Source organism: Clostridium sp. X (genome assembly GCF_055755365.1).
The window spans coordinates 2287474-2305911 of record NZ_CM146912.1 but is presented as its reverse complement, the minus strand read 5'-3'; the positions used below and the strand labels follow the sequence as shown (position 1 = coordinate 2305911).

At 28.6% G+C, this 18438-nt stretch carries 19 protein-coding genes and 1 other annotated feature; of the genes, 2 read left to right on the top strand and 17 right to left on the bottom strand.

What is annotated here, in order from left to right; translation table 11 throughout:
- The first annotated feature begins 182 nt into the window (after nucleotides 1–182).
- Nucleotides 183–734, top strand: a complete 552-nt coding sequence (locus tag ACX0KU_RS11545) for a superoxide dismutase family protein (protein ID WP_472990066.1) — start codon at nucleotides 183–185, stop codon at nucleotides 732–734.
- Between the two features lie 89 nt (nucleotides 735–823).
- Here the strand turns inward: ACX0KU_RS11545 and ACX0KU_RS11540 are convergent, their stop codons facing one another.
- The 7 genes from ACX0KU_RS11540 to ACX0KU_RS11510 form a co-directional block, all read right to left on the bottom strand.
- Nucleotides 824–1585 (bottom strand): exodeoxyribonuclease III, encoded by a 762-nt coding sequence (locus tag ACX0KU_RS11540; protein WP_472990065.1) that lies wholly within the window; start codon nucleotides 1583–1585, stop codon nucleotides 824–826.
- Between the two features lie 63 nt (nucleotides 1586–1648).
- On the bottom strand, nucleotides 1649–2635 hold the full coding sequence (locus ACX0KU_RS11535) for a glycosyltransferase family 4 protein (protein ID WP_472990064.1): 987 nt from the start codon (nucleotides 2633–2635) through the stop codon (nucleotides 1649–1651).
- A gap of 107 nt (nucleotides 2636–2742) precedes the next feature.
- Complete coding sequence (locus ACX0KU_RS11530; RefSeq protein ID WP_472990063.1) at nucleotides 2743–3702, bottom strand: glycosyltransferase; 960 nt, start codon at nucleotides 3700–3702, stop codon at nucleotides 2743–2745.
- Nucleotides 3703–3763: 61 nt separating this feature from the next.
- Nucleotides 3764–4807, bottom strand: a complete 1044-nt coding sequence (locus ACX0KU_RS11525) for a glycosyltransferase (protein WP_472990062.1) — start codon at nucleotides 4805–4807, stop codon at nucleotides 3764–3766.
- Between the two features lie 7 nt (nucleotides 4808–4814).
- A complete protein-coding gene (locus tag ACX0KU_RS11520) occupies nucleotides 4815–5753 on the bottom strand; it encodes a glycosyltransferase family protein (RefSeq protein ID WP_472990061.1) in 939 nt (312 codons plus the stop codon).
- 63 nt (nucleotides 5754–5816) lie between these two features.
- Nucleotides 5817–6719, bottom strand: a complete 903-nt coding sequence (locus ACX0KU_RS11515; RefSeq protein WP_472990060.1) for a hypothetical protein — start codon at nucleotides 6717–6719, stop codon at nucleotides 5817–5819.
- 134 nt (nucleotides 6720–6853) lie between these two features.
- Nucleotides 6854–7222 (bottom strand): hypothetical protein, encoded by a 369-nt coding sequence (locus ACX0KU_RS11510; protein WP_472990059.1) that lies wholly within the window; start codon nucleotides 7220–7222, stop codon nucleotides 6854–6856.
- Nucleotides 7223–7431: 209 nt separating this feature from the next.
- Here ACX0KU_RS11510 and ACX0KU_RS11505 point away from each other — a divergent pair, with 209 nt between their 5' ends.
- Entirely contained in the window at nucleotides 7432–8199 is a 768-nt protein-coding gene (locus ACX0KU_RS11505) for a hypothetical protein (RefSeq protein ID WP_472990058.1), read from the top strand.
- Nucleotides 8200–8298: 99 nt separating this feature from the next.
- On the opposite strand, the gene ACX0KU_RS11500 is transcribed toward ACX0KU_RS11505, so the two are convergent.
- The 10 genes from ACX0KU_RS11500 to ACX0KU_RS11455 all read right to left on the bottom strand — a co-directional run bounded on the left by ACX0KU_RS11500 (nucleotide 8299) and on the right by ACX0KU_RS11455 (nucleotide 18435).
- A complete protein-coding gene (locus tag ACX0KU_RS11500) occupies nucleotides 8299–9219 on the bottom strand; it encodes a glycosyltransferase (RefSeq protein ID WP_472990057.1) in 921 nt (306 codons plus the stop codon).
- A 98-nt stretch (nucleotides 9220–9317) separates the two neighbouring features.
- The gene (locus ACX0KU_RS11495) at nucleotides 9318–10238 is read right to left on the bottom strand and encodes a glycosyltransferase family 2 protein (protein ID WP_472990056.1); all 921 of its coding nucleotides are present in this window, start codon (nucleotides 10236–10238) and stop codon (nucleotides 9318–9320) included.
- Between the two features lie 66 nt (nucleotides 10239–10304).
- The gene (locus ACX0KU_RS11490; RefSeq protein ID WP_472990055.1) at nucleotides 10305–10574 is read right to left on the bottom strand and encodes a putative Se/S carrier protein; all 270 of its coding nucleotides are present in this window, start codon (nucleotides 10572–10574) and stop codon (nucleotides 10305–10307) included.
- 135 nt (nucleotides 10575–10709) lie between these two features.
- Nucleotides 10710–11855 carry an aminotransferase class V-fold PLP-dependent enzyme gene (locus ACX0KU_RS11485; protein ID WP_472990053.1) on the bottom strand — a complete coding sequence of 382 codons (1146 nt, stop codon included), beginning with the start codon at nucleotides 11853–11855 and terminating at the stop codon, nucleotides 10710–10712.
- A 53-nt stretch (nucleotides 11856–11908) separates the two neighbouring features.
- Complete coding sequence (locus ACX0KU_RS11480) at nucleotides 11909–12340, bottom strand: hypothetical protein (protein WP_472990052.1); 432 nt, start codon at nucleotides 12338–12340, stop codon at nucleotides 11909–11911.
- Nucleotides 12341–12512: 172 nt separating this feature from the next.
- Nucleotides 12513–13106 (bottom strand): cell division protein ZapA, encoded by a 594-nt coding sequence (locus tag ACX0KU_RS11475; protein WP_472990051.1) that lies wholly within the window; start codon nucleotides 13104–13106, stop codon nucleotides 12513–12515.
- A gap of 80 nt (nucleotides 13107–13186) precedes the next feature.
- Nucleotides 13187–15568, bottom strand: a complete 2382-nt coding sequence (gene pheT, locus ACX0KU_RS11470; RefSeq protein ID WP_472990050.1) for a phenylalanine--tRNA ligase subunit beta — start codon at nucleotides 15566–15568, stop codon at nucleotides 13187–13189.
- A gap of 27 nt (nucleotides 15569–15595) precedes the next feature.
- Nucleotides 15596–16615, bottom strand: a complete 1020-nt coding sequence (pheS, locus tag ACX0KU_RS11465; RefSeq protein ID WP_472990049.1) for a phenylalanine--tRNA ligase subunit alpha — start codon at nucleotides 16613–16615, stop codon at nucleotides 15596–15598.
- 53 nt (nucleotides 16616–16668) lie between these two features.
- Nucleotides 16669–16893, bottom strand: a binding site (T-box leader).
- A 75-nt stretch (nucleotides 16894–16968) separates the two neighbouring features.
- Nucleotides 16969–17754 (bottom strand): TrmH family RNA methyltransferase, encoded by a 786-nt coding sequence (locus tag ACX0KU_RS11460; RefSeq protein ID WP_472990048.1) that lies wholly within the window; start codon nucleotides 17752–17754, stop codon nucleotides 16969–16971.
- Nucleotides 17755–17775: 21 nt separating this feature from the next.
- On the bottom strand, nucleotides 17776–18435 hold the full coding sequence (locus tag ACX0KU_RS11455; protein ID WP_472990047.1) for a potassium channel family protein: 660 nt from the start codon (nucleotides 18433–18435) through the stop codon (nucleotides 17776–17778).
- Nucleotides 18436–18438 lie beyond the last annotated feature (3 nt).

Genomic DNA, 18438 nt, shown 5'->3' with positions numbered 1-18438 from the left:
AATCTCTCCCAACATTTTCTTACACCTAGTTATATATTATAACAAAACATCCTGTATTTAAACAACACATATAGCTCCCATGCTTTTTAATGAATATCTTTAACTCTATTCTTTATATTTAATTAACATTCTGATATATAATAACATAGAATATTCTAGTTATAATTTTTAGGAGGTTTTTTATGTATTATAATAACCAAGGATATTCTTATAATTCTTTTTACCCCATAAATAATAAATTCTATAGATTTTCAGATCCACAAGAAAACTCTGAACAATGGGCTGTTGCTGAAATTAAAGGGGGTCCTCTTGCCCCAAATATAGAAGGCATTGTATATTTTAGAAGTGTTCCCAACGGAACCGAAGTATATGTACATGTTACTGGTCTACCAGAATATAAACCTGGAAAGGGAGATAATTTACCTATAGGTCCTCATGGATTCCATATTCATTCAGGAAGTTCTTGTGAAGTTGGAGATCCTAAAGAACCTTTTAAATCAGCTGGCGAACACTGGAATCCAACTAATCAACCTCACGGTAATCATGCTGGTGATTTTCCAGTACTCTTCTCTAATGATGGCATATCAAAAATGAGCTTTTTTACTAATAAATTTAAAGTGTCTGATGCTCTAGGAAAAGTTGTTATTATTCATGAAAGTCCTGATGACTATAGAAGTGAGCCTGCTGGAAATGCAGGTAGACGACTCGCTTGCGGAGTGATAAAAGAAATATAAAAATAATCGCTAGTCCCTAATCTCTAATCGCTAAAAATCATAACTTTATGATACTTAATAGCGACTAGTAACTAGAGATTAGCGATTAATTATTTTAAGATAAGTACAACTGGACAATGGTCTGATCCTATGACTTCATTAAGTATTTCAGCGCCCTGTACATCCTCAATCATATTCTCAGAAACAAAATGATAGTCTATTCTCCAACCTGCATTATTCTTTCTAGCATTAAATCGATATGACCACCAAGAATATTTAATCTCTTCAGGATGAAGATATCTAAATGTATCTATGTATCCTCTCTCTCTAATATAATCCATCCATCTTCTTTCAATTGGTAAAAATCCTGATATCTTACTATTGGCTTTTGGATTCTTTAAATCTATCTCGTTATGAGCAGTATTATAATCACCACATATTATAATCTTTTTCCCTTTATTTTTTAATTCATCACAATACTTAAATAGAGCATCATAGAATTCTAATTTGTACTTAAGTCTATCTTCACTACTTTGCCCGTTAGGAAAATATATGTTAAATAAAATAAAATTTGAATACTCACATATTAATATTCTACCTTCGCTATAAAATCTTTCTATGCCTATTCCATAAGAAATAGAAATAGGTTCTTCCTTTGTATATGTTGCAACTCCGCTATATCCTTTTTTTTCTGCACATGAAAAATAGGCTTTATAACCATTTATATCCTTCAATTTGCTCTCTATTTGATCTAGCTGAATCTTTGTTTCCTGTATACAAAGTATATCTGGCTGTTCTTCTACAATCCATTGTAAAAATCCTTTTTTTTCTATGGCCCTTATCCCATTTACATTCCATGAATATATCTTCATATGCATCCCCTTTTCCAACTTTATACGCTTTCGTAGATTTTATTATATTTTACCTTTTGTTTATTATAAAAGACTTCTATAACATTCATATAATTTTCTAATGTAATTGTCCCAAGAATAGTTCTCTTTAACTATTTTTTTTAATCTATCTGTTTTTTCTTCTTTTAATCCTTTCTCTATACTTTCACGGATACTATTATCATCGTATGGATTACAGTATATTGCCATATCTTTAAAATACTCCTGTGCACATCCTTCTAAAGTTGAAACAATGTTACATCCGCTTGCTGCTGCTTCTAATGATGAGAAACCCGGAGTTTCTATATAGCTTGCAAGTACGTGTAATTTAGCAAATCTATAAGCATTATATATATTATAACTATCCATAAAGCCAAGATATAAAACGTTTTTATACTTCATACACTCCATAAAATATTCTTTATTTTTAACTTCACCTATAAGTACTAATTGAATTCCTAATCTATTACAAGCCTTCGCTAGGGCAAGTTGATTCTTTTTATTACAAATTTTCCCCACGCACAACACATAAGAATTTAAACTATATCTTTCTCTAATACTATATAAAGGAACTTGTTCATCTTCTACTTCTATTCCATTATAAATTACATTACATTGTTTATCTATATTGAAATCTGATCTTAGATGCTCACATTCAGTATAACTATTTGCTATAATACCAACACTTCCCGAGAGAACTTCTTGTCTATATGCATTACTAGCTTCCCATAATCTTAGTCTATCGCTATAATTTCTAAATTTAAAATATTTAGTTAAATTATAATATACAGGGGTAGTAACAATTTTTTTCTTATATTTATGAGCAATTTTGTAATAATTATACATTTCCCCAATCTTATTAATATTAAATAAATGAATTATATCATAGTCAGAATAATCAAATATGCCCCCATTATTAATATGAACTTGTACCCCTAATTTCTCTAAGTATTTTGCAGTCTTCAAAACTTGTGTTGAATCTCCTCCAAAATTTCTATGATAATCTTGCCTAGTGCATAAAAGAATTTTCATATTTGAATTATCCCCCTAAAAAATTTATAAACACAGTTGTTTTAAAATATCTCTATGCAGAACAATTCAAAATTATCCATAATATTCATGTTTTAAATTTCTTTCTCTCAATTAAAAACAAACTTATTAATAGATTCTATCTGCTTTTTTAGTGAGTACTTGTTTTCAATAAATTCCCTATACTGTTTTGAGTTATATTCATCAGAAATGATCATTTTAACTGCATCATCTATTGTATTCCATATACATTCCTCAGAATAAATTTGTTTTGCTCCAACAAAATTATGAACTATAGGTTTTATTCCTTTGCTCATTGCTTGCATTACACTCATATTTTGAGATTCAAGTACACTTGTACAAATTATATATTCTTTATCCTCTAACCATTCATCTATATTTTTCTGCCATCCATCATAAAATACACATTCATTTAATCCCAGTTCCTCAATCATTTGATTAAAATATAAATTATATCTTTCTTCTTTAAACTGTCCTGCAATATATAACTTGTACCTATTATCTATGTTATGAACTGCATTAAATGTATGGATTAAAAGCATAGGACCTTTTTTAAAATCAATATATCCTATAAATGCAATATTAAAACCTTTCCCACAATTTTTAAATTTATATTTATTTACATCCACTCCATTGGGAATAACAGCAATCTTTTTATTATCTATTTCCACTCTATTAACTACTAATTTCTTTATATGCTCAGCAACAAATATAAGTTTATTAACTACACTCCAATTAACTTTCATTATACTATCAGTAAAGGCCTCATAGCTGTGTAGCCTACAAATAATAGTTTTTTCTTTTGCAATCTTGAGTTTACTTCCATAAATTACAAGTGAATCGCACCATTCAAACCAACATATATCTGCCCATTGCATTCCCACATCAATTTGCTTGTAATCAGTAACTATAATTTTTCTTATATCATATTTTTCCGATAAAATATGAATTATATCATTAATAAAACTATCTCCTCTAGGTACTACAAAAAATACTATTTTTTTTCTATAATCTCTGGTTAAATATTTATTATGTTCCACTAATTCCATAGTAACCATACCACCTATATAAATTGATATAAATTGATATTTTTAGTTCACACTGTTACTACTATATATTTTTATTAATATTTCTCATTTTATTTAGTTCAACTGCTAATTCATCTAAACTGTTCTGGCAGTATATATCCTGTATTCTTAAATATTCAATAAGCTTTTTATCAGATGTTTTGTTCATAATAAAATCTATTAATATATTAGAAAAATCTTCTCCAAATTTATATATATCTTCAATTAAAAGTGCTCTTTTACAAAATAAATTTATCATTTCATTAAAATCTATAAGTTTATTAGAAAAACAATAATACCCTGAAACTAAATGAGAGATTAAATGTAAAGCTAAACCTTTACTTCCTATTGTTTTACTTAAACTATTCTCGTTTATTCTTCTTACATGTATTAAATCTTCCGTTACTATAATCTTTTTAGTCAAGTTATTTGCAAACATTCTTGACAATGCAATATAATCCTCAGCTGCTCTAAATTTTTCTCCGGGATTATATTTAATAAGATTTGAATTTTTTGAAATAGAACCAGCTAAAAATGCTTCTATCTCACCAGTGTTCATAAAGTCAAGCATTGCATTTTTAGCATAAATCTCATTAAATCTTATTCTGTCATATCCAATTCGAAAACTACCATCTTTATAAAGATTAATAATATATCTTGGAATAACTATAATTACATCATTAACTAAACGCTCTATTTTTTTAGACACTTGTTCTTTGTTTATACAAAAAATCATATCGTCATCATCTAGAATCATAGTATATTGTGTTACTATATTTTCAAAGCCTGATTTTCTAGCCCCAGCCACTCCTTTGTTTCTGTTATGCTCTATTATATTGCATATATTAAATTTTTCTTTGTTTTCTTCCAAATAATTCATAATGCCTTTTTCCTTTGTTGAACAATCATCTACTATCAATTTTGTTTGATTTGATAACTTAAAACCATTTATCAAATCACTTTTTAAAATTCCCCCTCTATTATGAGAAGTTATTAAAAGTGTTAAATCATCTAAAAATATACTGTGATCTATATTATGCTTTCTTTTAACTTTATCACTAATAATTTCTAGAACTTCTTTATTCATAATTTCATTACCTCTTATTAACTTGATTTTCCTTCAAAATATCCTGTACAGTTTTTATAAATTGAATAACACGCATTTCTGTAGAATGTTTAGAACGGACCATATTATATCCATTTTCAGTAATTTTCTCCCGTTCTTCTTCATGTTCTAAATAATACTTAGCTTTTTCTAAAAAATTATTTTCATCAATATCTACAAAATTTACTTCTGGAATAAATCCTAAGTCTTCTAGTTCTTTAAAGGTTGGTGCCAATAGTAGTGTTTTACAAGCAAGTACTTCGTAATACTTTTTTACTGGATAATTATATATTCCACCATCTGTAAAAAATATTTTAGCACGGTTTATTTCCTTTGCGTATCTTTCACCTATTAATGCATTACCTTCTTTAATATTTTTATATCCAGGATGCTTATTATAGGCAAAACCTGCTTCCTTTTGCATTACATTAAGTATTCTATTTCTTAAAGGATAATGTTCTTTGGCTATGGCTCCCATAAGTAAATAATCAATATCCTTTTTTAAACCATAATCCTTAAATACATCAATATTTACCCAATGAGGAAACCAATATACATTATATTTATAGTTAGGATAAGACTTATAAAATTTATCGCGACAAATGGAAAAAATATGCTTAATATTATTCTCAAAAAAAAACTTTTTACCGTCTTCTATCTCACGATGCAAATCTTCTACAATAATACCTAATGGTATATTGATTGTTGAAAGCCCCGTAATTTTAGGCAGCATGTGAGGACGAAAATCATTTAGTAATATAAATTCAGGTTCAAAATCTAGTTTATTTAATATATATCTTATATCAGCTGCATCATGCCATACTTTTAATTCACTATATTCAGATAATTTCATCGTAAAATAGTAATAATTTTTTGTTATCCATTGTGAATGATTTTTAGTTATGAACAGTATTTTTATCTTTTTCATTCATATAGCTCCTTTTGATAATATATCTCTAGATTAGATGCCTTTAGATTATGCTTTTCATAACTATATAAATTTACCCTTACTTAATCCTATATGCCATTGATTGTTTTTATTTTGAGCAGAATAAAAAATACAATATTCACCTTCATATATTATAAAAGAGGCTCTATATAATATATAATTATCCCAAGCATTTTTATCTATTGATGGTCTCATAATTTCTGTAGCTGGTTCAAATTCAATTTCATTTTTGCCTTTTGTATAATATAAATTCATTTTTTCAAATTTTCTATCATATAAAGGCGCAACTATCATCTCGTATCCTTTTTCTGCATGAATCACATCTATATGCCAAGGTGTATATTTTTCAATATTATCAAAGTTTATATTTATATAATCTTTTATTTCCCAACTACTGCAATCACTTCGTTCTAGATATACAATCTTATAGTCTTGATTCACTAACCACATCTTGTATTTCTCATCCTCATATAACACTGCTGGTGATAAAGCTAAGGAAATTTCATTAAAATCATCACAATTAAATACAACTTCTGGTTTGGTCCAGTTTCTCCCGAATTGAGTTATTCTTCTATAAAACTTTTCTTCTTTAGTCTTTTTATTTCTATACCTATACCAACACTCCATTGAATCTAAGTCTTCCCTATATACTAAATGAGGATCACTAAAATGCGTATCCCCATTCTTTTCAACAGAATCTAATGGATTAACTGCAAAAGGGTCTATCCAATTTATCATGTCATTAGATACTGCAATACAGGGGTTTTCATAAAAATCATTGGCATAGGGGTAAGGAGTATATGCCATCCAAAATTTATATCCATTCCATCCATTCTTAAAATAAATTACCTTTGGATGAACCGCTTGATAATTTCTATAACAGTTTAATATTTTTAAACTGTTTACTGCATTAGATATACTTTGCTCTGATAGTATTTCTTTCATAAATCTCTCCTTAATTTATTAACAGTGTTATTCCTATAATAATATTATGAAATTGATGATTATTATGTTTATTCATAAATTAAATAGTTTAATATACACGTTGATAAAAAAATATAACTAGAATAATGTTCAAATTACCTATCAGTTTTGGAAATATTTTTATTATTGAATATGCGCTTGAATACAGATTCACTTTCTCTTTCTTCCATTATCTGGTTTAGTAATATAATTTCACTTTCTTTAGCTCTACTTATATTTTCTAATTCTATAATTTTTTGCTCTTTATCTATTAAGTTTTCTTGTAAGAAAGATATATTATTCTTTAATGCTTCCTTATATTCCTGAAACTTATTATATTGTTTATATATATTTTCAATTTTTGTTTGATAAAACTTAATTTTTATTTCTTTATTTTCCAGCATATTTTGTAGCTCATCAATTTTTTGATCTTTCTGTTTAATTATTTTTTCGTACAATATTACTTTATCATCACTCTGATTCACTAAAATTTACCTTCCAATAATATTACTCTTTATATATGTTATGCAAGATACAATAATGTTTATGCCTACAATGAACCACATTATAACATTTAAAATATCAACTTAAATCTCCTATTAAAGTAATCACTCTTTTTTAAATATATTCATATCATGTATTGTAGAGATACTTATTTCTAAACATTTGTTTTTTATAAAGGAGGGTATTATTAATGTCAGAAATCTATGAAAAAAAAATATTTGATGAAATTAAGGATATAATGTCAGAAATGAATAAGATTACTGATTCAGAACTTGCTATTAGTGAAGAAGAAAAACTTCAATTAATAGAAAAGTTAGATATTGATAGCTATCAATATCCTGCACCTACACCTACACCTTCTCCATGTATGGAACCATGTCAATGTGAGATACCTTATTGCTGCAGAGTTACAATACCTGCTGAATTTGGCACTCCTGATGGACCACCTACTACTAAAGATCTTTTTTATAAAAGTAATTTGTTTTATATTATAGACAAAGAACCTTGCTCTATCACTTGTCAATGTACTGATTTACCAGATGGTTGTAGTGGCGGCTTAACAACCACTATTAAATTACATCCAGTTAGAGTAGTAGGTTGTATAAAATATGCAGCAAATGCTCAACTAACTGTAAATGGTCCAAACGCTCCTAGTACTATTTGTCACGTTGATGGTACTGGAAGCCCAGATAATTTTGAAACCCCAGATACAAATCAAAGAACACTTAAAGTGTGCTGCAATAATTGTGTACTTGTAGATCAAGTTATTGGTTATGTATCAAATCCATTTAAAGCATCTGTATATTCCGGTCAACCAATTCCTTGCACCGATATTAAAGCTTCTTTTATAGCAGGACCTACAGATTGCGTAACTGGAGCAGAAAGTAATACAGGTACAGTATTTGAATTCCAAGGTAAATTTAAAATTACAAACTGTCCAATTGAACTAACCTTCTAAAAATAAACACTATACAATACTTCTTCATTTCTATACTTAAAAGTATAGAAGGAAAATAAAAACTTAAGTCCTGCATATTATCGCATGGACTTAAGTTTTTTAAAATTGTATATTAAATTTTTCAAAGAAAAAATCATCATTATAAATACGATTTTTAAAATGCTTTTCTCTCTGGTCAAGTATTAATTCTTTATTTTTTTTTATCCTTTCAGATGCACTTAAAAAATAAGGATTCTGTTTTGCGATACTTATTGTTTTTGCAAGTCGTTCTTCTCCAAAATGAGAATATGCCATACATAACATATTATATAGTACATTTGACTTTGTAACAGTATATGGATGTTTCTTTCTAAAAAGATGTCTCACTATCACATTAGAACTTATAACTATTTTATAACCATAAAGCCAAGCTTTAAAACACAATTCTTCATCTTCTTTACCCCACACTTGAAATAGATTATTAAAACCCTCTATTTTATCAAAAGCTTCTTTTGTTATACCAAAAGTGCAACCGCAAGCTATTGGTATTTCTGATCCTTCGTTAAGCTTATCTAATAACCATTGTATGCTCAATTCTTTAGTCCAGGTCTGACCACAGCCTACTAATAAAGGGTTTGACATATCAGCAATATATGGTGCTATTAAATCAGCATTACACATTTTTAATGTATTTACAAGCTTGTCTATCCATTTATCTGGAACTTTTACATGAGCATCACAAAAAAATAAGTATTTCCCCTTAGCTGATTTTGCCCCAATATTCCTTGCTACAGCAGCTCCTACATTATTTGTTTTTATTAAAGTAACCCTTTTATAAATATTTTTACTTAAATTACTTTCTAAGAACTCTGAACTTTTATCTTCTGATTTATCATCTACTACAATAATTTCAAAGCTTAGTGAATTTTTAGATTTAATTATAGAATCTACTGTCCACTTTAAATTGCTCACTTCATTTTTGCATGGAATAATAATTGAAACATCTATTATATCTGAAGGTACAATAAAATTATTTGTCAATGCATAGACTCCTTTAAATTATTTCTCATTAATCTATCATATGAGTAAAAAATATAAGTTATTCCCTTAATAACCAATATTCCTCTTATATAAATAAATCAAAGTATTATAATATTAAATTTCTTAAAGAAAAAATCATCGTCATTAATACGTTCATTAAAATATTTTTCTCTTTGTTCAAAAATCAAATGTTGATTTTTCTTTATTTGTATTGCTGTAGCAGAAAATGAATTATAAATTTTTAAAATATTAATAATTTTAGTAATTCGTTCTTTATTAAAATGAGAGTATGCTAAGCACAAAGTATTATAAATACCATTAGAAGGATTTATTTTATAAGGATAAACATTCCTAAAAAGATGCTTTATTTTTATATTTGGATTCACTACAACTTTATATCCATAAAGCCATGCTTTAAGACATAATTCCTGATCTTCTACACCATACCCCTTAAATAAATGATGAAATCCGTATATTTTTTTAAATACTTCTTTACTAATACCAAGTGCTGCTCCACCTATAAAAGGTGTTTCAACAATACTAATAGGGTTATTTACGATCCAATTAGCTTCAAACTTATGATTCCATGTTGCACCGTAAGTTTGAATTAAAGGATTTTTTATATCTACAATTGCAGGTGCCACTAACTGGGCTTTTGAGCTCTCTAAGGTACTCACTAGAGCATCTAACCACCCATCTGGTACTTCTATATGTGCATCACAAAAAAACAAGTATTTTCCATTAGCAGACTCCACTCCTTTATTTCTCGCATTTGCAACTCCTAAACCTGTTGTTTTTATGAAAATAATATCCTTATACATATCTAAATCAGATTTTAAAAATTCTGTACTTCCATCATTCGATGCATCATCTACTACAATAATTTCAAAGCTAAGTAAATTTTTAGATTTCATTATAGAATCTATTGTCCATTTCAAGTTATTTAATTCATTTTTACAAGCAATAATTATAGACACATAGATTAAGTTTTTTTTAAAATGAAAAATATTATCTTTCAAATTATAAACTCCTCCTATCAGAAGAACAACGAGTCCATTTTCTAGACTCGTTTAATCTATCTATTATTAACTTATTAAGACATAAGTTATTTTATTATCACTTATAACTCTCCTATACATACCCTCACATAGGAGTTTATTCTTTTTTATTTCTTCCTTTACAATGTCGATATCACTTATATTGAACTTAATAGCTTTAGTACATCCTACTGAAAATTTATTTGGAGCTGATAAAAGCGCAACATCATACCCATCTTTTCTTAATTTATTATATAATAATATGGTTTGATTGTTTGAAGCAAAAATACCAATAACCTTTTCTTCATTTTTTGTCATAAAGCTCATCTCCTTATTAGAACCTTTATGAAGTATAAATTAATCCCTACCTTCTTTAATATATAATATCTAATTGGATATGAGTCTGTTACTATTATAACTTATATTCTTACTTAGTTTATTAAAAATCCCTAGTTATATAGTTTTTCTTTCATATATATCTATTAAAGACTTAATAATATTCTCCACATCATCAAAAGTATTGAAATATCCAGGACTTATTCTAATAGTGCCCATGTTATGTGTACCAATTACTCTGTGAATAAGTGGCGCACAATGATATCCCGTTCTTACTGCAATTCCTTTTTCGCTCAATAAATTACCCACTTCCGAACTATCAATATTATCTAAATTAATAGAAACTACAGCACACCTATTTTTATAATCAGTATCTCCGTAAATTTTCACATAAGAAAGCTTCATCAACTCTTCTAATAAGTATTGTACTAATTCAATTTCATGCTCTTTAATCTTATCTATACCAACCTTCTTTATAAATTTTACTCCCTCACACCAGCCAGCGATTCCTGGTGTATTTAATGTTCCACTCTCAAACCTATCTGGTAAAATTTCTGGCTGCTCCATAGATAAAGAATTGCTTCCAGTTCCCCCTTGGTTATATTCTTCTACCTGAATACCATCCTTTATATATATAGCTCCAGTTCCTTGTGGTCCATATAAACCTTTATGGCCTGGGAAAGCTAATAAATCAATATTATTTTCTATTACATCTATAGATATAACTCCAGCACTTTGAGAAGCATCTACTAAAAATAATATTCCTTCCTCCTTTGCTATTCTTCCAATGCTCTTAATATCTTGGATTGTTCCTAATACATTAGATCCATGATTTATTATTATAGCTTTGGTATTTTGCTTAATTTCTTTTTTTAAAATCTTAGTATCTACATATCCTTTATCATCAACCTCTAATAATGTAACTTCAATTCCTCTTTTACTTAAATAGCTCAGAGGTCTTAATACTGAATTATGTTCTATTACTGTACTTATAACATGATCTCCCTTTTTCAATATTCCTTTTATTCCAATATTTAAGGCCTCTGTGGCATTGCTTGTAAAAATAATGTTAAAGGGGCTTTCTATATTAAAAAGTTCACTTAATTCTACCCTCGTATCCATAATTTTAGAAGCTGCTTTCACTGCCATAGAATGAGAGCTCCTTCCTGAATTACCCGCATAGCTTTTCATACATCTTAAAACTTCATTATACACTTTCTCTGGTTTAGGAAAGCTAGTAGCTGCATTATCAAAATATATCATGAACATTATCTCCTAAAAATTAATATATAAAATATTATTCTAGTAAAAACATTTTATTTCATAAAATTTTGTATTATTATATCTTTTTCATTTATTAAACTTAATAATGAGGACATTTTAAAGTTTAAATCTATAAATAGTCTTTCATTTTGTTCTATCAACTCTTTTATTTTATTTTCATAATCATTGACTATTCTATAATAATTTTGTTCTTCTAGGCCTTTTTCAATATTAAGCATATGTAATTTATCTTCTATATCTTCTATAGATTTTTGAAGAATAATTATATATTCTTTCAATTTAGAATTTGTGTTTTTCATGGAAGAAATAATTTTGTTCTGAATTTCTAATTTATTCAAAATTTCATCTATATCCTGGTTTTTTTCATTTATAATTTTTAATAGCTTTTTATTTTCATCTATATATAGATAATGATCTATTATTTTTTCCTTAATAACTGCTTTATTTTTTTCATTGCAAAACATAATTATTCCTCCACAAAAATGAATATCTTTTCTAATATAGATTATGAGCAAAATTTAATAAATATGTCCTTACCACTCTATTTTCCTACTTTATAAAGAAAAAAGACTACCTAAAAATAATTTTAAAATTATTTTCAGGTAGTCATCTTTTTTATAGAATTTACTCTTACCACTATTTTACATTTAATAAAGGATTATCTTTTTTCTTTATCTTTACTAAATCTATTTGGTTCTCTATAAGTTTATTTTGTAAATCCATTATTTTATACTTAGATGATTGTGCTTGGAACTTTAAATCCTTGTTTTCAGCTTTAAGCTTATTCTTTTCTAGAAGATACTCATTTGATGTCTCTCTTAGTATATTTAACTCATCTCTCAATCTTCTTGCATCTTCTTCAACTTCTCTTAAGTAGTCACCATTTTTTGTACTTTCTAACTTATTTTGAAGTTCAGCATTAAATTGCTCTAAGTTTTTAATATGTTTTTTCAGATCATCAACCTGAGCTTGCAATACTCTTTCTCCCTTTTTAGCATCTTCTACTTCTCTTTTTAACTCTTCGACGTGATTGTCACTCTTGAATTTTTCATCTACTATGTTCAAAGCTGCTAAAACAGATGCATCTCCTATACTAAGCCTACTATTTTTTTTGAGCACATCAGATATTTTTTTATCTACATATCCTGCTACTTTATGTAGATACTCTTCTCTCTCATCGCCTTTTAAATTATATTCTGCGCCATTTATTTTAACCGTTACAATATTCATTTGAACACCCTCTTAGACAAAATTCAATAAATTGATTTATTTATATTTTAACATATTTTCTCAATATATGAAATAAAACTTTATCTAAGCTCTGCACCTAATTTATGTTCAAGTGCTTTTACAATTTTTTCATGAACTTTGTTTACTTCATTATCCGTTAAAGTTCTGTTATCCCCTCTATAAATAAGTGAATACGCTATACTTTTCTTTCCTTCTTCTATTTGTTTACCTTGATATACATCAAACAACTTAGCACTTTCAAGTAAATTACCACCTTGATTTTTAATTATATCTTCAATTTCTTGTGATAATACTTCTGAATTTATTATTACTGCTAAATCTCTTGTACTAGCCGGGAACTTAGGTAGAGGAGTGTATTTTTTATTAGTATTGGCATATTTAAACAATACATCTAAATTAATCTCAGCTATATAACATCTTTCTTCTACTTCATAATTATCAGATACATCTGGATGTATTTCTCCAACTATACCTAAAAATTCTTTCTTAATATATAATCCTGCAGTCTTTCCTGGATGAAAAGTTGGATTATCACTGACTCTTTGGAATTTTACATTTTTAATTCCTAAAACATCTATAATATTTTCTACTATACCTTTTAAGTCTAGATAGTCAACACCTCCATACATTCCTATGGTAGCTGTATTTCTCTCTTCTGGTAACTCAGAGGTATTCTCATTAGGTATATATACTTTTCCTATTTCAAATAATTTAACTACTTCATTGTTTCTTAAATAGTTTCTTGACAATGCTTCCATCATAGAAGGAATTGAAGTGGTTCTCATTATACTATAATCTTCCCCTAATGGATTTTTTATAGATACAGCATTTCTTATTGAACTATCTTCTGAAATTAATACCTTATCAAAAACCTTAGGACTTACAAAAGAATAGGCTATTGCCTGATTAAGTCCACTTCCTATTAAAGTATCTATTAACTTAGTTCTTAGTAATTGTGTTTCATTCTTTCCTGCTTTTGTAGGTTGTGTACTTGGAATTGTAGAAGGTACCTTATTATATCCATATATCCTTGCGATTTCCTCTGCAACATCTTCTTTTATATTAACATCACATCTAAAAGTTGGTACAGTTACTATTAGATTATCAGCTTCAATTGTAGTTTTTAAGTCTAATCTATCTAGATATTCTTTCATCTCATCCTTAGATATATTTATTCCTAAAAATTTATTAATCCAGACTGAATCTACTTTTAGTCCATGAGATTCTAATTCCTCAGGATAGATATCTATTGTACCTTCCATTACTGCTCCTGCGCCTAGTTCATCTATTAATGCACAAGCTCTATTTATAGCAACTTCTACTAAATTAGGATCTAAATCCTTCTCAAATTTTGCTGATGCTTCTGTCCTTAAGCCTAATTTTTTAGAAGATATTCTTATATTTGTTCCGTTAAAATTAGCGGATTCAAAGACAATCTCTGTGGTATCATCTTTAACTTCAGAATTAAGTCCTCCCATAATCCCAGCAAGTCCTATAGTTTTTTCTCCATCTTTAATATTTAATATTTCTGAATCTAAAGTTCTTTCTTCACCATCTAAAGTAGTGAACTTCTCTCCATCCTTTGCTCTTTCAACTACTATAACATCAGAAGTTATTTCCCTTCTATCAAAAGCGTGCATTGGTTGACCTATTTCTATCATAACAAAATTTGTTATGTCTACTATGTTATTTATAGGTCTTACTCCTGCTTCTAAAAGTCTTTCTTGCATCCATTGAGGTGATGGCATTATTTTTATATTAGTTACTTGACGAGCCATATATCTTCTGCAAAGACTATCTCTTATTTCTACTTTTATACTGTCTTCAATTCTCTTATTAGAAGATACCTTATATTCTAAACTAGGCATTCTATATTCTTTACCTAATGTAGCTGCTGTCTCTCTAGCAATACCTACTATACTTAAGCAATCTGGTCTATTTGATGTTATTTCAAAATCAATAATAGCTGTTTGCATGTTTACTATTTCTTTTATGTCTTTTCCAACAGGTGTATCTCCTGGAAGAATCATAAGCCCATGTACTGGTTCATCTCCTGCTATGCCAAGCTCTTCTTCTGAACAAAACATTCCATTTGAAACAGCACCTCTAAGTTTACCCTTCTTTATTTTAGTACCATCAGCTAAAGTTGATCCATGTAGTGCAGTTGGGACTACATCCCCTTCTTTCATGTTATTTGCAGCAGTAACTATTTGAATATGCTCTGCTTCACCAATATCAACTTGACAGATTGAAAGTCTTTCTGCCTCTGGATTGGGTTCTATTTTTAATATTTTTCCTGTAACAATTTTATCTACAACATCTCCAGTGACTATTACTTCCTCTACTTTTGAGCCTGATAAAGTTAGAGCGTCCCCTAATTCTTTCGGTGATATATTATCTATATTTATATAATCTTTAAGCCAATTAACTGGAACCTTCATTTTCTTACCTCCTGTGTATATTAATAATTAGAACTGATTTAAAAATCTCATATCACTTTCGTATAATAATCTAATATCATCAAGTTCGTATTTCTGCATTACCATTCTGTCCAATCCGAAACCAAATGCAAATCCACTATATACTTCTGGGTCTATTCCACAATTTCTAAGTACTTGAGGATGAACCATTCCACAACCTAGAATTTCAATCCATCCACTATTTTTACATACGTTACATCCATTTCCTCCACATACAAAGCAAGTGGCATCCATCTCTGCTGATGGTTCTGTAAAAGGAAAATGATGAGGTCTAAACTTAGTTTCCATTTTATCTCCAAACATTTTTTTTATAAACATCTCTAGGGTTCCCTTCAAATCAGCGAAAGTTATTCCCTTATCTATTACTAATCCTTCTATTTGATAAAATATAGGAGAATGTGTAGCATCTACTGCATCTGAACGATAAACCTTTCCTGGAGCTATCATTTTTATAGGTGGCTTTTGACTTTCCATTGTTCGTATTTGTATTGGTGATGTCTGTGTTCTTAGAACTACATCATCATTTATGTAAAAAGTGTCCTGTTCACCTCTCGCGGGGTGATCTTTAGGTATATTTAATGCTTCAAAATTATAATAATCTTTCTCTACTTCCGGACCTTCTTCTATAGAAAATCCCATTGATATAAATATATCTGTTATACTATCTAAAGTTAATTCAAGAGGATTTTTCTTACCAATAGTCTGCTTTTTTCCAGGCATTGAGATATCAATTATTTCACTCTTTAACTTTATCTCTTTTTCTTTGTTCTTCATATCACTAAGATATTTATCTATAGCTGTTTCTAGCTCTTCTCTAACTTCGTTGGCAACCTTTCCTACAATTGGTCTTTCTTCTGCGGAAAGCCCTCCCATGCCTCTTAATATTTGAGTAAGCTCTCCTTTTTTCCCAAGGTACTTTACTCTTATATTTTCAAGTTCTGTCCTACTTGATACACTCTTCAACTCTTCAAGAGCATTTAATTTTATTACTTCTAGTTTTTCTCTCATTTTTTTACTCCTTTCAAATAGTTTATAAAAATAAAAAAAACTCCCTCCCTAAAAATAGGGACGAAGTATTCCGTGTTACCACCCTTGTTAACAACAATGCTCTATTCAAACATCATCATTCTCTCATAAATTTAACGGTTTACCGCTAATTGCTACTAACTTCACAATTAGGACTCCAGAGTGAACTTCAATATACTCATTCATAAAAAAGCTTACAGTCTATGGCTTTTTCTCCCTAAAAAAATTCCTATATCTACTCTCTCCATCATAGTCTATATTATTTAATTATATTTGTTTGTAAACTTAAGTAATATTATATCTATCATGAAAAAAAATTGCAAATTTTTTTTCATTTATACTACATTTTTTTGTCTAACAGCTTCATACATCATTATGGCAGCTGAAACTGCAACATTTAATGATTCCGCTCCCCCAGGCATAGGTATCTTTACCTTTTCATCTCCTAACCTGGAAATTTCATTACTAATACCATTGCCTTCATTTCCTACAGCTATAATAGCTTTTGTCTTTAAATCAATATCATAAAAATTATTATCCGTATCTAAAGAACTTACAATAAGTTTGAATCCCATAGACTTAAGATTATTTAACAATTTCAAATCTATATCTTCTATTATCGGAATATTAAAGATTGAACCCATTGTAGATCTCAATGTCTTATCATTATAAATATCCACAGTGCCTTTTGTAGTAATTATACCTAATGCTCCGCTAGCATGGGCAGTTCTTATAATAGTTCCCATATTGCCTGGATCTTGTATTCTATCTACTAATATATAAAAACCTTCTTTATTCTGAAAATCTACTTTTCTATTTTTAACTACTGCCAAAATCCCTTGTGGAGTTACAGTTTCACATAAATCTTTAAAAATACTATCTGATACTAAATAAACTTCTGTATCTTCTTGAATCATTTTTTTAACATCAGAATTTATATACTTATCCATAACGCTTTCGCTTATAAATATATATGGTATGTTGAAGGAGGACATCAAAGCCTCCTCCACAAATCTAAATCCTTCAACAAGAAAGCTTTCTGTTTCATTTCTAAATTTCTTTTTATGTAACTTTTTTACTTCTTTTAGTATAGAATTATCTTTGCTTTGGATTATGTTCAAAAAACCACCTCTTAAATAGGTTTATTTTATTTTATTTTCAAGCTCATTTAATTCCTCTGTTCCACCGATAGCTACAATAATGTCTCCCTCATGTATAATATCTTCAGCCGTAGGAGAAATATTCACTTCATTATTTCTTTTTAACGCCATGACATTTATTCCATACTTAGTTCTCATCTTTAACTCTTGTAAAGACTTCCCTTCCCACTCGGCAGCACTTACAATTTCAGCTATGCTATAATCTGGAGATAACTCTATATAATCCAGTATATTAGTTGCAACTAAGTTATGAGCAACTCTCACACCCATATCTCTTTCTGGAAATATTACTCTATCTACTCCTAATTTCTTCAAAACCTTGGCATGTAATTCACTTTGTGCTTTTGCAAGTATCTTCTTTACACCTAAATCTTTTACTAAAAGAGCTGTCATTATACTAGCTTGAACATTAGACCCAATAGTTACTACTGCAACATCAAAATTACCTATTCCAAGTGCTCTTAAACTATGTTCGTCTGTTCCATCTGCTTGTACTGCATGTGTAACACTATCTGCTATTTCTTGAATAATTTCCTCATCAGGGTCAATTGCCATTACATCATTTCCTAATGAATATAATGTTTTTGCAATAGATAATCCAAACCTTCCAAGTCCTATAACTACAAATTGTTTCTTTTTCATCTT

Bases quoted from the DNA above. Each gene is read 5' to 3' on its own strand.
- ACX0KU_RS11545 (WP_472990066.1), top strand. From the start codon at position 183: ATGTATTATAATAACCAAGGATATTCTTATAATTCTTTTTACCCCATA.
- ACX0KU_RS11540 (WP_472990065.1), bottom strand. From the start codon at position 1,585: ATGAAGATATATTCATGGAATGTAAATGGGATAAGGGCCATAGAAAAA.
- ACX0KU_RS11535 (WP_472990064.1), bottom strand. From the start codon at position 2,635: ATGAAAATTCTTTTATGCACTAGGCAAGATTATCATAGAAATTTTGGA.
- ACX0KU_RS11530 (WP_472990063.1), bottom strand. From the start codon at position 3,702: ATGGAATTAGTGGAACATAATAAATATTTAACCAGAGATTATAGAAAA.
- ACX0KU_RS11525 (WP_472990062.1), bottom strand. From the start codon at position 4,807: ATGAATAAAGAAGTTCTAGAAATTATTAGTGATAAAGTTAAAAGAAAG.
- ACX0KU_RS11520 (WP_472990061.1), bottom strand. From the start codon at position 5,753: ATGAAAAAGATAAAAATACTGTTCATAACTAAAAATCATTCACAATGG.
- ACX0KU_RS11515 (WP_472990060.1), bottom strand. From the start codon at position 6,719: ATGAAAGAAATACTATCAGAGCAAAGTATATCTAATGCAGTAAACAGT.
- ACX0KU_RS11505 (WP_472990058.1), top strand. From the start codon at position 7,432: ATGTCAGAAATCTATGAAAAAAAAATATTTGATGAAATTAAGGATATA.
- ACX0KU_RS11490 (WP_472990055.1), bottom strand. From the start codon at position 10,574: ATGACAAAAAATGAAGAAAAGGTTATTGGTATTTTTGCTTCAAACAAT.
- ACX0KU_RS11485 (WP_472990053.1), bottom strand. From the start codon at position 11,855: ATGATATATTTTGATAATGCAGCTACTAGCTTTCCTAAACCAGAGAAA.
- ACX0KU_RS11480 (WP_472990052.1), bottom strand. From the start codon at position 12,340: ATGTTTTGCAATGAAAAAAATAAAGCAGTTATTAAGGAAAAAATAATA.
- ACX0KU_RS11475 (WP_472990051.1), bottom strand. From the start codon at position 13,106: ATGAATATTGTAACGGTTAAAATAAATGGCGCAGAATATAATTTAAAA.
- pheT (WP_472990050.1), bottom strand. From the start codon at position 15,568: ATGAAGGTTCCAGTTAATTGGCTTAAAGATTATATAAATATAGATAAT.
- pheS (WP_472990049.1), bottom strand. From the start codon at position 16,615: ATGAGAGAAAAACTAGAAGTAATAAAATTAAATGCTCTTGAAGAGTTG.
- ACX0KU_RS11455 (WP_472990047.1), bottom strand. From the start codon at position 18,435: ATGAAAAAGAAACAATTTGTAGTTATAGGACTTGGAAGGTTTGGATTA.